Genomic DNA, 12,404 nt, shown 5'->3' with positions numbered 1-12,404 from the left:
CGCGAAACGCCACCAGAGTCAATCCTTATTTCGTTGCCTGCACGCTTCCGCTCGGCCGGACGCCGTAGCGTTCGAAGATTGCATCCTGGGTGCCGTTGCCGATCAGGCGGTCGAGTTGGCGCTGCATCTTCTCGACCGTTTCCCTGTCCATGTCGCGGTGGCAGGCGATGCCGTAGTACTTTCCTTCCAGCATCAGCGCCGCCTCGACGGGCTTGCCCTCGGCCCGCATGCTTTCGAAGGTCTTCTCCGACGTCATCATCAGGTCGATGCGGCCGGCGATCAGCTTCTTCAGGGTCGAGTCCAGGTTGGTCGCGTAGTCGATCTTCTGAAAGCCATGTTCCATGAGGTAGGTGGCGGAAAAATCTTCCCGTTGGGTGCCGATCGTGAACCGTTTTGCCGCATCGATGGTACTCGGGGCGATGTCCGATCCCTTGCGGCGGACCATGATCATATGGTCGACAAGTAGCGGCTGCACCCATTGGAACAGCTTGTCGCGCTCGGCGTTGCGGCCGGTGGTGAAAACGCAATAGGACGCGTCGGTTTCGGCCAGCATGAAGGCCCGCGCCCAGGGCAGAACCTCGATCGTATAGGGAAGCTTCAGCCCCTCCATGATCGCGCTCACCTGCTCGACCGAGGAACCGCTCGCACCGCTCGGGGTCGAGAAGTTGTAGGGCGGATAATCCTCGGTGACGAATTTGATCGTCTGGGCTTCGGCGGCGGTGGAAAGGCCGAGGAAGAATGCCAGGATCAGCTCTTTCACGCCTTGCTCCTTCGCGCCAGTGTCTGGCCGCTATCCTTGAGTGTTTGCCTTGACTTCGGAGTCGCTCTCCAACATGGCCAGCATCTTGCCGATCGGCATGGGGCGGCTGAAGAGATAACCCTGCCCACAATCCACACCAAGCTTGCGCAGGAGTTGCCATTGCTCCTTCGTCTCGATGCCCTCGGCGACCACGGTGCAGCCCATCTGATGCGAGATCGTACGGATGCCCTTGATCAGCATCCGGCTCTTGCGGCGGATATCGGCGGTGCCGGAGCTGAGCGAACGGGTGAAGGACTGGTCGACCTTGACGATATCGACCGGGAAACGGTTGAGGTAGCTCAGCGACGAATAGCCCGTTCCGAAATCGTCGAGCGCGATCCGGCAGCCGAATTCGTTGAGCTGCTTCAGCACCGCATGCACTTCGGGATTGTCGAGCATCAGCACCGCTTCGGTGATTTCGATGACGATCCGGTTCGGCGAAATATGGTGCTTGAGGAGAAGTGCTGCGAGCTTGTGCGGCAGCGTCAGCTCGAACTGCAGCGGCGAGAAATTCACCGCGAGATAGGTGTTCTGCGTGCCGTCGAGGGCGGAGATATCAGCCAGATGCCGAATTGCCTTTTCGAGGATGCAGTCGCCGATGCGGGCGATCGTTCCCGTTTCCTCGGCAATGCCGATGATCTTGCCGGGCGGCATGACGCCCTTCTCCGGATGGTTGAGGCGCATCAGCGCCTCGAAGCCGGCGATCTGGCCGTCACTGAGGCTGACGATCGGCTGCAGCCAGGCCTCGAAGTGATCGTCCTTGAGGGCCGCTTCGATGCATTGTTCGATCTCGTGGCGCTCGCGGGCGGTGTCGAGCATGCTGGCGTCGAACACCTGCAGGCCGTTCTTGCCGTCGCGCTTGCGGGCATACATCGCCATATCGGCCTTGAGCAGCAGGTCAGACGCGTTTTCGGCGTGCTCGGGATAAACCGAGATGCCGACGCTGGCGCTGACGAAAAGCTCGTTGCCGGCAATGTGCATGGGCTCGCGCAGGGCATTGACGATGCGCTCGCCGATTTCGGACGCAAGCGTCGCGGCATCCATGTCCGAAACCAGGATCGCGAACTCGTCGCCGCCGAGGCGGGACATAATGTCGTCAGGGCGCAGCGTGGCGCGGATCAACTCGACGGTTTGGCGCAGAACCTCGTCGCCGGCAGCATGGCCGAAATTGTCGTTGATCCACTTGAAGCGGTCGAGGTCGATGAACAGGCAGCCCACCTGGATGCCGCAGGCATCGGCGGTAATGATCGCCTCGTCGAGAGCCGCCTCAAAGCCCTGGCGGTTGAGAAGGCCGGTCAGGTGATCGGTGATCGCCTGGGCGTGGTTGCGGCTTTCGGCCTGCTTCAACGCAGTGACGTCGGTCATGACGGACAGCGACAGGTCGCCGTCCCCCGTCGTTTCCGTCTCGAGGATCAGCACGGTCATGAACTCGCCGTCGGCCTTGCGGAAGGGGACGGTAACCTCGCAGATGTTGTGGTCGCCGACGGCGATCGCCTTGGCGTGGCTGCGATAGGTCTCGTGCCAGTGCGGATCGATGAAGTCGGTGAAGTCTTCGCCGATCACCTGTTCGCGGGCATAGCCGGTTGCCAGCAGCCAATAGTCGCTGACGGCGCAGAGACGGTTGTCGGTATCGAGCGAAAACAGCATCGCCGGGGTCAGGTTGTAAATGTCGGTGGCGCGCTCATGCGCGCTCTTCAGTTCCATCGACTCGCGTTCGAGCCGGTCCTGCATCTCGTTGAAATTGGCGGCCAGCGCGCCCATTTCGTCGTCGGCTGTCCAGTCGACCCGGTGGCGCGAGCCTAAGCGCCGCGTCGCCTCGATGGCGGCCGTCAGGCGCATCAGCGGGCGGATGACGGTGAAGCGGTTGCCGATGAGCGCGGCGGCAAAGACGGTGGCAACGGCGATCAGCAGGATGGCGAGGATCGCCAGCTCGTCCTTGCTGAACTGCGACAGCAGGCCGGGTGTCGGCGCGTGCACTTCGAGGCTGCCGATTGCCTTGAGGCCGTCGATCGAGTCGAAGGAAATGGGCGTTTTCAGCGTACGGCTGTCGCTGTCGATGCCGAGACCGCCGGAGGGCATCTGCGCGAGGATCGAGCCGGAGGTGTCGCGGATCGTGACTGCGAGAATATCGGTGTCGTTCATCAGCGAGCGGGCGATGCGCTTGATGCCGTCGCTGTCGAAATCCCAGATCGGCTTGCCCAGCGCTTCAGCGCTGGCACCCATCAGAAGCTCGATGTTGTGCAGACGCTCGCGTGCGATGCGTTCGCTGGAAATGCTGAGGAAGAGCACGAAGAGAGGGGCAACGAAAACCAGCATTGCACCGCAGACAATCGCAATAAATCGGTTCTCGACGGAATGCATCATTGGACGCATCCCCCAGGCGTTGCCACTCTTGTCATTTCGGATTCTCTTAAGACGCTTGCCTACAATTTCCCCGCTGCAAGAACATCATCAAAACCTTAAATGTTGCTGAAATTGCTACATGACAATTGGTGAGAGGCTGGCTCGATTATCCGGCAGTGACAGCACGGCAACGGGCGCGTTCAACGCAAAAGGCCCGCCCGTTTGACGGGGCGGGCCTTTCAATGGGTATTGCAGGGTATCCGGCAGCTGCCGGATTGCCGCTTCACCTTGAGGTGAATCAGGCTTCTGCTTCGCCTTCGGCTTCTTCCTTCAGACCGCCAGCCGGAGCAGCGATCGTCGCAACCGTGAAGTCGCGGTCGGTGATAACCGGGGTCGCGCCCTTCGGCAGCTTGATGTCGGAGATGTGAATCGCGTCGCCGACCTTGTGACCGGACAGGTCAACAGTCAGGAATTCCGGAATGTCGTCGGCAGCAACGGCCAGTTCGACGTCGTGGCGAACGATGTTGAGAACGCCGCCAGCCTTGAGGCCTGGGGACTTCTCTTCGTTGACGAAGTGAACCGGAACCTGAACGGTGACCTTGCTGTCCTTGGAGACGCGCAGGAAGTCAACGTGCATGGTGAAGTCGCGGACCGGATCCAGCTGGTAGTCCTTCGGCAGGACGCGGATCTTTTCGCCGTTGACTTCGATGACCGCGACGGTGGTCATGAAACCGCCGGCGTGGATCTTCATCGTCACATCCTTGGTGGACAGCGCGATCGAGATGGGGGCCTGCTTGTCACCGTAGATGACAGCCGGGATAAGACCGTTGCGACGAAGTTCACGGGAGGACCCCTTACCAACCCGTTCGCGCGTCTCGGCCTTGAGCTCATAAGTTGCGTGGCTCATGGGTAGACCTTTCTATGTCTAATTCTGGAGAGTTCATCCGCAATGGCGGAAAAACCGAAGCCGCATGGGCTTCATCCGCGTTGCCTCCAAGGGTGTCTACGCGGACGGGCGGTGCATAGACGAGATCACCCGCAAATGCAAGCTTTGCCGCGGTTTTAAAGCATGTCGCGCAAAAGTGCACAGCGGTTTTGCGATAACGACATGCGCGAAATCAAATAGCGATGCCGCGTCGCGGGCGCGGCGCGCTCAGGCCTTTTTGCGTGTGAAGCGCGCAAGCGCCAGCATCAGGCCGCCGGCGATCAGGCCCCAGAAGGCACCCGAGACGCCGCCGAAACTGACGCCTGAGGCGGTCACCAGGAAGGTGATTGCGGCCGCCTCGCGCGTCCTGGCGTCGGTGAAGGCTGCCATGGCGGAACCGGCGAAGGCACCGACGAGGGCGAGACCGGCGACCGCCTCGATCAGCACCGACGGCGCGAGATTGACGAAGGTGGTGACGGCGCCGGCAAGCAGGCCGAAGATGACATAGAAGATACCGGCATTGATCGTCGACCAATAACGCCTGGCTGGGTCCGGGTGACTGTCGGCACCAGCCCCCATGGCGGCGGTGATGGCCGCAAGATTGACGGCATGGCCGCCGAAGGGGGCACTCAGCATCGAAAACAGGCCGGTCGTCGCAAACAGCGGGCCGGGGGTGGGATTATAGTCGTTGACCTTCATCACGGCGATGCCGGGAATGTTCTGCGACGCCATGGTGACGATGAACAGCGGCAGCGCGATGCTGATCATCGCCGCGGTCGTGAAGGACGGCATGACGAACTCCGGCCGCGGCACCAGCGCCGAAGACAGTTCGGCAAACGCATCGGCCGGCATTTCGACGCCAAAGGCGATGACGAGCACGAAGGCGAGCAAGGCCGCCGGCACGGCATAGAGCTTGTTGACGCTGCCGACGATCGCCCAGGCCAAGAGGATCGGCAGGCCGAAGAGCGGATTGAAGCCGATCGCCTTGACCGGGGCAAAGCAGAGACTGAGCAGGACGCCGGCCAGCATGGCATTTGCGAGTGCGGCCGGAATGGAGGAGACCATACGGCCGAGCGGCTTCCAGAGGCCGGCAACGACGATGAGCAGGCCGCAGACAAGGAAGGCGCCGACGGCAGCGTTGAAGCCGCCCTCGACAACACCGGAGCTGGCGAGAAGGGCGGCGCCGGGCGTCGACCAGGCGATGCTGACCGGCAGCCGCGTGACGGCGCTGAGGATGACGGCGCAGACGCCCATCGAGATCGACAGCGCCATTAGCCCGGACGCAGCCTGTGCTTCCGCCGCGCCGACGCCGCCAAGGCCGTGAAGGACGACGGCGAAGGAGCTGGCGAAGCCGACAAAGGCGATCAAGAGGCCCATGAACAGGCTCTGGAGCGAGAAGTCACGAAGCATGGCTGGCAACCGGTTGTTGTGAATGCGCGTCGGATGATGCTCGAACTCGCCTATCACATTCCGCCGGCCTGTCGATACCGCTACAGCGCCGCGCGTCAAATATGACGCGCAAAGGACGCTGTAAGGCTTTAAACTTGCTGCATAATTTTCTCCTTAAATCGATTCCGATTTAAGGAATTGTGCAGTAGCGTGATGAACGCATCAAACGCGCTGATGCGCACTTCAACGTGGACCTTCGTCTTACTGGACCTCTTCCGTAAACGATGCCTATAGTGCGGCCAAAGCAGGCCGCCGTTTGGGAGAGCGGTCGTGACCTGCGGTTGCCGGACGTCGCTTGCAGGGAGGAAACCGATGCCTGCCGTCAGGGATCACACGGAATATGTTTATCAGGTCGCGCACCAGTCGTCGGCGGCTGCAAGTTCGCCCGTTGCTGCTTCCTGGCGTCGTTGCATGACGCTCCATGGCCTAGCGCCTGAGGACAGGCGCACGCCGCTTAGACTTTCCGAAAGCGAGTTCCGACTGGCCCGTCAGAGATCGGCGGAGTTGATCGCGGAAGCGGGCGGCGAACTCGACCGGTTGTTTGCGACCGTCGGCAAGGCTGGCTGCTGCCTGCTTCTGACCGACGACAAGGGCGTGGCGCTCGAGCGGCGTGGTGCTGTCGGTGACGATGCGGACTTCCGAGGCGTCGGCCTCTGGTCGGGAACCGTGTGGAGCGAGGCGAGTGTCGGCACCAACGGCATCGGCACGGCGATCGCCGACGAGCGCGCCGTCATCATCCAGCGCGACCAGCATTTTCTCAGCAGCAATATTGGGCTCAGCTGCACCACCGCACCGATCCGCGATCATCGCGGCCGGCTGGCGGCCGCGATCGATATCTCCACCTGCCGCGACGACGCGTCGGAAATCACCATCTCGCTGCTGTCACAGGCAGTGCGCGATGCCGCCGCACGCATCGAGGCGGGACTTTTCCGCCGCGCCTTTGCCGGATCGCGGATCGTGCTCGTGCCGGTCGACCGGGCCGGGCCGGCGCTCTTGGCGGTCGATCGCGACGATCTCGTGCAGGGCGCGACGCGGGCGGCGCGCCAATGGCTGGGGCTTGACGACAAACGCATCGCGTCGGGCATTCCGGCATCCGATCTTCTCAAGGAGGATCCTTCCGGAGATGGAAGCGAGCTTCCCGATGCCGAGCGGGCAGCCCTTCGGCGGGTCCTGTCGCGCGCCAATGGCAATGTATCGATGGCGGCCGAACTTCTCGGCATCAGCCGCGCGACGCTCTATCGCAAGATGAAACGGCTTTTGGTCAACTGATTCTACGCTGAAAGAGTGCCCCTCACTCTAACCCTCTCCCCGCAGGCGGGGCGAGGGGACGTGCCCGGCGGCGGCGACCACGGGTCGGAGCTTGAAATGGGAACGGGATAGTGCCGTGACTGCCTTCTCCCTGCTTGCGGGGAGAAGGTGCCGGCAGGCGGATGAGGGGCGGATACCGGACAAACGATCACACGTTCCTCTCCTTGCTGCATTGCAGCACGGTGACTTGGGCCCAGCTGTCTCAATTCTGAAACAGATCGCGTCGCAGGCGACCGCGCCTCACTTTCGAAGACGCACGTTCGCCATCACCTTCCTCCCACAGCTTTGGTTGCTGGTTTACAGGGAGGAATGAGCATGTTGCATCAGAAGATCGTCGAGAGCCCGTTCAGGCAGAAATATGGCAACTTCATCGGCGGCGAATGGCGCGAGCCGGTGGCTGGGCGCTACTTCGACAATACGACCCCGGTGACCGGCGGCGTGCTTTGCCAGGTTGCGCGCTCCGATGCCGCCGATATCGAGCTTGCGCTTGATGCTGCCCATGCGGTCAGGGAAAAATGGGCGCGCACCTCGGCTGCCGAGCGGTCGAACATCCTGATGAAGATCGCCAGCCGCATGGAAGACAATCTGGAGCTTCTGGCGCGGGCCGAGACCTTCGACAACGGCAAGCCGATCCGCGAAACCATGGCCGCCGACATTCCGCTGGCGATCGACCATTTCCGCTATTTCGCCGCCTGCATCCGCGCTCAGGAGGGCTCGATCGGCGAGATCGACCATGACACGGTCGCCTATCACTTCCACGAGCCGCTCGGCGTCGTCGGCCAGATCATCCCCTGGAACTTTCCGATCCTGATGGCCGCGTGGAAACTTGCCCCGGCGCTTGCCGCCGGCAACTGCGTGGTGCTGAAGCCGGCCGAACAGACACCGGCCTCGATCCTGGTCTGGGCGGACCTCGTCGGCGACCTGCTGCCGGCCGGCGTGCTCAACATCGTCAATGGTTTCGGTCTCGAAGCCGGCAAGCCGCTGGCCACAAGCCCGCGCATCGCCAAGATCGCCTTTACCGGCGAGACGACGACCGGGCGGCTGATCATGCAATATGCCAGCCAGAACCTCATTCCCGTGACGCTCGAGCTTGGCGGCAAGTCGCCGAACATCTTCTTTGCCGACGTGCTTGCCGAGGATGACGACTATTTCGACAAGGCGCTCGAAGGGTTCGCGATGTTCGCGCTCAACCAGGGCGAAGTCTGCACCTGCCCGAGCCGGGCCCTTGTTCAGGAAAGCATCTATGACCGCTTCATGGAACGGGCGCTGAAGCGGGTCGAAGCGATCCGCCAGGGCAATCCACTCGACAGCGCCACGATGATCGGTGCGCAGGCGTCGAGTGAGCAGCTCGAAAAGATCCTCTCCTATATCGACATCGGCAGGCAGGAGGGCGCTGAAGTGTTGACCGGCGGCGGCCGCAACGTGCTTGAAGGCGAGCTGGCGGAAGGCTTCTACGTCAAGCCGACCGTCTTCCGCGGGCACAACAAGATGCGGGTGTTCCAGGAGGAGATCTTCGGGCCGGTGGTGTCCGTGACCACGTTCAAGACGGAAGCCGAAGCGTTGGAGATCGCCAACGATACGCTCTACGGCCTCGGCGCCGGTGTCTGGAGCCGTGATGCCAATCGTTGCTACCGCTTCGGTCGCGAGATCCAGGCAGGGCGCGTGTGGACCAATTGCTATCATGCCTATCCGGCCCATGCGGCCTTTGGCGGCTACAAGCAATCGGGTATCGGCCGCGAGACCCACAAGATGATGCTCGACCACTACCAGCAGACCAAGAACATGCTGGTCAGCTACAGCCCGAAGGCGCTCGGCTTCTTCTGAGCCATTGCACGTTTCCCTCTTCGCTTTTGGCGGAGAGGGCCTCCCGGGTGCGGCCGAGGGCTCTTTTCCAGCTCTCGCCCTCGGTCCACCCTCTCTTTGAAACCGCAATGCGCAGGGCCTGCGCAAGGAGGTTGGACATGGCCGCCACCGAACCGCGCGTGCTGGCGACCGACGCGGCGCTAGATTTCATCGCCGAAATCCGGCGCGACCATCCGGACATCCTGTTTCACCAGTCGGGTGGCTGCTGCGACGGCTCGTCGCCGATGTGTTATCCCGCCGACGACTACATCGTCGGCGACCATGATGTGAAGCTCGGCGAGATCGGCGGCGTTCCGGTCTATATCAGCGCCAGCCAGTTCGAAGTCTGGAAGCACACGCAACTGATCATCGACGTGGTGCCGGGCAGGGGTGGGATGTTCTCGCTCGACAATGGCCGCGAGAGACGGTTTCTAACGCGCTCGCGCCTATTTGACGGCGCGGAAGCCTGCCCGCTGGCGACCACAACGACAAGCGCCGGCGCATGACCGCTCCTTCCGTCAGCGTGACCTGACGGCCGTGTCCTCTGTCTCGCGGCATTCGCGACCGCTTTTCGTCCGATCCGCGCGTGTTCTACTGCAGACTACCGTCGCCGCCGCGGTCGGCGGCCTTGAAATCGGCCATCACACTGTTCAGGAACTCGCTCTGGGTGATCTTGCTGTCGCGGTTCACGTTGATGGCGGCAAACTGTTGCGCGTTCAGGACAGGCGCTACCTCGTCGGAGCTCAGAGTGCCGTCCTTGTTCTTGTCCAGATTTGCGAAAGCCGTTGTCATGAATGCCTGATATTCGGACCGGCTGATCGCGCCGTCTCCGTCGCGGTCGAGCCGATCCATTTGCCCCTGATACATCGCCGCAGGCTTATCCTGTGCGGCGACCGGAGCGAGCTGGCAAAGCACGGATGCCACAACCAGAGCCACTTTTCGCATTTCGTAGCCTTTCGCAATCAGCGGCAAGTCAAGGCACTACCTGCCGCACCGCCAAGCGTGGCGCCGCCGCCGACAGCCCAGAGCTGACCGCTGCCTGCGCCGATGGCCGAGCCGGCGAACCCGCCAAGGATTGCGCCGCTGACGGTTCCGGCAAGGCAGCCGAAATCGCCGGTGCTCGTCCCGGAACTCGTAGCAGATTGGCAGCCAGACAAGGCGAGGCCGCCTACAAAAATGAGGATTAGCGTACGGTTATTCATCTTTTCCTCCAAATTATCCGTGCGTGATCAGGATAGATCGTGGAGCCGCCACCTAAGTGGCACTGCATGGAAGTAACGTTCCGAAGATGTGCTTCGAAGTGTCAAAAGGTCTTCTGTTCGAGAAGTACCTTATCGATGAACAATGCAGTCTGCAGAGGAAGACGCCAGCTGCAGCGGGCAAATGTTACCCCCGCGGATGGAAGATGACAACTCTTGGGGTGGGCAATAAAGCGCCGCGCCGTCTAACCAGGCGCGCAAAGATCACTGTAGCACTTTGATTTGTTGCACAATTTCATCGTTAAATCGATTCCGATTTAACGATGAAATTGTGCCGGAAGACATGTCGCACAAAAGTGCGCAGCCGTTTTGCGACGACGACATGCGTGAAATCGAGCAGTTGAAGCGCGTTGCATAAGGCTGCTTGAACGCAACGCGCTCTTCAGGGACGACGTAAAATGGACGCCAAATCCCGCCTGACGAAGACGGGTACTTTTGTGGGCGGCCGAGCCTATCTCAGTCGAAGAGGCTCGAAACCGATTCTTCCTGGCTGGTCCGGTTGATCGCTTCGCCGAGCAGGGTTGCCGTGGTGATGACGCGGATGTTGTGCGCGGACTGGACCGCCGTCGTCGGCTGGATCGAGTCGGTGATCACCAGCTCCTTCAGCATCGACGAGGTGACGCGGGCAACCGCGCCGCCGGAAAGCACGCCGTGGGTGATGTAGGCGGTGACGCTGGTCGCGCCGTTCTTCAAAAGCGCTTCGGCGGCGTTGCAGAGCGTGCCGCCGGAATCGACGATATCGTCGATCAGCAGGCAGTCCTTGCCCTTCACGTCACCGATGACGTTCATCACTTCGGATTCACCCGGGCGGTCGCGGCGCTTGTCGACGATCGCAAGCAGACAGTCGAGGCGCTTGGCCAGAGCCCGGGCGCGCACCACGCCGCCGACGTCGGGCGATACGACCATGACGTTCTTCAGGTCGTAGTTTTCCTTCACGTCGCGGGCGAGGATCGGGATCGCATAGAGGTTGTCGGTCGGGATGTCGAAGAAGCCCTGGATCTGGCCGGCGTGAAGATCGAGGGTCAGCACGCGGTCGGCGCCGGCCTCGGTGATCAGGTTGGCGACGAGCTTGGCCGAGATTGGCGTGCGCGGACCGGCTTTACGGTCCTGGCGGGCATAGCCGAAATAGGGCAGCACCGCGGTGATGCGGCGGGCCGAGGAGCGGCGCACCGCATCGATCATGATGAGCAGTTCCATCAGGTGATCGTTGGTGGGGAACGAGGTCGACTGGATGATGAAGACATCCTCGCCGCGCACGTTTTCGCCGATCTCGACGAAAATCTCCTGGTCGGCAAACCGCTTTACGGTCGCTTTTCCAAGAGGCAGGTTGAGATAGTTGCAGATCGCTTCGGCCAGCAGCCGGTTCGAATTGCCTGCGAAAACCTTCATTGACGGACCGCCTTGAGCTGGCGCGGCTACCGTCCGGGTTCATCCGGGAGCGGCATTTTCCGCGCAGATTCCGAGAGCCATTCCAATCGCGGACATTCTTTGCGGATGGCCGCCGTTCAGAGCTGATCGGCCGCTTTTTAGCGACACTGAACTTGAATGCAAGGGGAATGCTGCGCCGCGAAGCGCATTATCCTAAAAACTTTGCATCAACCGGGCCTGGATTGCCGCCATTCGAGGTAGGAACTGATGGTTTTGGTGGCGATTGCCTGCATGGTTTCGGCCGGAACGCCCTCCCAGAGATCGGCGCCGACTGCAGCAACCGAGTCCTGCCCCTGGATGCGGTGCAGTCGGTTGCCGCTGCCGTCGAGTACATCCCAGACATAGACGATCGTGGTCTTGCCGTTGTCCTTCAATGCCGAGAAGTAGCCCTTGAGGATGTGCTCGCTGCTGGCATCGGCCGAACCCTTGATCGTCAGGCCATGGCTGCGCGCCTCGGCGCCGAGCTGTTTGGAAAGCGGTGCGACGGCGGCCACTGGCGCACCGATGATCGGCAGGAAGCGGATCGTCCCGCTTGTTGCCGTGCTTGCGGAAGGAACGGAGGCGACGGCCGGCTGCTCCTCAACCGCTTCTGTAGCCGCCTCAGACGTTTCAACGGGCGCCGGTTCGGCAAGCGTTATGGTGTTTTGCACCGGTTCGGCACCGGAAGCGAGCCGGCTTGCCTGCGCCTCAAGCGAGCCGGCGGGGTCGGTGTAGGTGCTGTCGCCGGTCGCATATTGCGTCGGCATGCTGACTGGGGCCGGCTGGGAGGCGAAGGCCTGGGTCCGTTGCACCGGCGAGCTTTGCACCGGAACGACGGCCGTCTGCGTCGACATCGACTCCAGATCCGATTGCGTCACCGGTGGCGAGCGGAACGTTCCGCCGCCGACGTCGACCTGCGGTATCAGCGCGTCCGTGCTGTTGCAACCTGCCAGCGCGGCAACAAGACCAAGGCTTGCAATGGGCGTGATAAGCTTTCGCATCGTTCAAACCGTCCGTCTCTCTTTCGCGGCAGTTCTGTGAAGTCAGCTCCTGTTGTCTGCCATTTGCGCAT

General features: G+C 61.9%; 11 protein-coding genes. 3 read left to right on the top strand and 8 right to left on the bottom strand.

All coding sequences use genetic code 11. The annotated features are described in order from the left end of the window. Window positions 1–25: 25 nt before the first annotated feature. The 4 genes from BC360_RS03015 to BC360_RS03000 all read right to left on the bottom strand — a co-directional run bounded on the left by BC360_RS03015 (window position 26) and on the right by BC360_RS03000 (window position 5,477). Window positions 26–760 carry a substrate-binding periplasmic protein gene (locus tag BC360_RS03015; protein ID WP_065786359.1) on the bottom strand — a complete coding sequence of 245 codons (735 nt, stop codon included), beginning with the start codon at window positions 758–760 and terminating at the stop codon, window positions 26–28. Between the two features lie 30 nt (window positions 761–790). Then, window positions 791–3,163, bottom strand: a complete 2,373-nt coding sequence (locus BC360_RS03010) for a putative bifunctional diguanylate cyclase/phosphodiesterase (RefSeq protein ID WP_065794156.1) — start codon at window positions 3,161–3,163, stop codon at window positions 791–793. Between the two features lie 277 nt (window positions 3,164–3,440). Continuing rightward, the gene (locus BC360_RS03005; protein ID WP_065786361.1) at window positions 3,441–4,049 is read right to left on the bottom strand and encodes a 50S ribosomal protein L25/general stress protein Ctc; all 609 of its coding nucleotides are present in this window, start codon (window positions 4,047–4,049) and stop codon (window positions 3,441–3,443) included. A gap of 246 nt (window positions 4,050–4,295) precedes the next feature. Continuing rightward, the gene (locus BC360_RS03000; RefSeq protein ID WP_065794290.1) at window positions 4,296–5,477 is read right to left on the bottom strand and encodes a benzoate/H(+) symporter BenE family transporter; all 1,182 of its coding nucleotides are present in this window, start codon (window positions 5,475–5,477) and stop codon (window positions 4,296–4,298) included. Between the two features lie 351 nt (window positions 5,478–5,828). Between BC360_RS03000 and BC360_RS02995 the strand changes: the two genes are divergently transcribed. The 3 genes from BC360_RS02995 (at window position 5,829) to BC360_RS02980 (ending at window position 9,172) form a co-directional block, all read left to right on the top strand. After that, the gene (locus BC360_RS02995) at window positions 5,829–6,785 is read left to right on the top strand and encodes a helix-turn-helix domain-containing protein (RefSeq protein WP_065794155.1); all 957 of its coding nucleotides are present in this window, start codon (window positions 5,829–5,831) and stop codon (window positions 6,783–6,785) included. 354 nt (window positions 6,786–7,139) lie between these two features. Then, window positions 7,140–8,648, top strand: coding sequence for an aldehyde dehydrogenase (gene adh, locus BC360_RS02985; RefSeq protein WP_065786363.1), 1,509 nt, complete (start codon window positions 7,140–7,142; stop codon window positions 8,646–8,648). Between the two features lie 131 nt (window positions 8,649–8,779). Beyond that, complete coding sequence (locus BC360_RS02980; RefSeq protein WP_139109900.1) at window positions 8,780–9,172, top strand: DUF779 domain-containing protein; 393 nt, start codon at window positions 8,780–8,782, stop codon at window positions 9,170–9,172. 85 nt (window positions 9,173–9,257) lie between these two features. On the opposite strand, the gene BC360_RS02975 is transcribed toward BC360_RS02980, so the two are convergent. From BC360_RS02975 to BC360_RS02960, 4 genes are all read right to left on the bottom strand, one after another. Then, on the bottom strand, window positions 9,258–9,611 hold the full coding sequence (locus tag BC360_RS02975) for a hypothetical protein (protein WP_065786997.1): 354 nt from the start codon (window positions 9,609–9,611) through the stop codon (window positions 9,258–9,260). Between the two features lie 17 nt (window positions 9,612–9,628). After that, the gene (locus tag BC360_RS02970; protein WP_065794152.1) at window positions 9,629–9,868 is read right to left on the bottom strand and encodes a hypothetical protein; all 240 of its coding nucleotides are present in this window, start codon (window positions 9,866–9,868) and stop codon (window positions 9,629–9,631) included. A 513-nt stretch (window positions 9,869–10,381) separates the two neighbouring features. Next, a complete protein-coding gene (locus BC360_RS02965; protein ID WP_065794151.1) occupies window positions 10,382–11,314 on the bottom strand; it encodes a ribose-phosphate pyrophosphokinase in 933 nt (310 codons plus the stop codon). A 206-nt stretch (window positions 11,315–11,520) separates the two neighbouring features. After that, entirely contained in the window at window positions 11,521–12,333 is an 813-nt protein-coding gene (locus BC360_RS02960) for a hypothetical protein (RefSeq protein WP_065786367.1), read from the bottom strand. Window positions 12,334–12,404: the final 71 nt, after the last annotated feature.

The sequence above is a fragment of the Ensifer sp. LC163 genome (assembly GCF_001695855.1).
Classification (GTDB): Bacteria; Pseudomonadota; Alphaproteobacteria; order Rhizobiales; family Rhizobiaceae; genus Ensifer.
The sequence above is the reverse complement of the archived record's forward strand: the minus strand, read 5'-3'. Positions and strand labels throughout refer to the sequence as shown.

What these genes read in the sequence shown, in the direction of transcription:
- BC360_RS03010 (WP_065794156.1), bottom strand. Translation starts at nt 3,163, where the DNA reads ATGATGCATTCCGTCGAGAACCGATTTATTGCGATTGTCTGCGGTGCA.
- BC360_RS03005 (WP_065786361.1), bottom strand. Translation starts at nt 4,049, where the DNA reads ATGAGCCACGCAACTTATGAGCTCAAGGCCGAGACGCGCGAACGGGTT.
- BC360_RS03000 (WP_065794290.1), bottom strand. Translation starts at nt 5,477, where the DNA reads ATGCTTCGTGACTTCTCGCTCCAGAGCCTGTTCATGGGCCTCTTGATC.
- BC360_RS02995 (WP_065794155.1), top strand. Translation starts at nt 5,829, where the DNA reads ATGCCTGCCGTCAGGGATCACACGGAATATGTTTATCAGGTCGCGCAC.
- adh (WP_065786363.1), top strand. Translation starts at nt 7,140, where the DNA reads ATGTTGCATCAGAAGATCGTCGAGAGCCCGTTCAGGCAGAAATATGGC.
- BC360_RS02975 (WP_065786997.1), bottom strand. Translation starts at nt 9,611, where the DNA reads ATGCGAAAAGTGGCTCTGGTTGTGGCATCCGTGCTTTGCCAGCTCGCT.
- BC360_RS02970 (WP_065794152.1), bottom strand. Translation starts at nt 9,868, where the DNA reads ATGAATAACCGTACGCTAATCCTCATTTTTGTAGGCGGCCTCGCCTTG.
- BC360_RS02965 (WP_065794151.1), bottom strand. Translation starts at nt 11,314, where the DNA reads ATGAAGGTTTTCGCAGGCAATTCGAACCGGCTGCTGGCCGAAGCGATC.
- BC360_RS02960 (WP_065786367.1), bottom strand. Translation starts at nt 12,333, where the DNA reads ATGCGAAAGCTTATCACGCCCATTGCAAGCCTTGGTCTTGTTGCCGCG.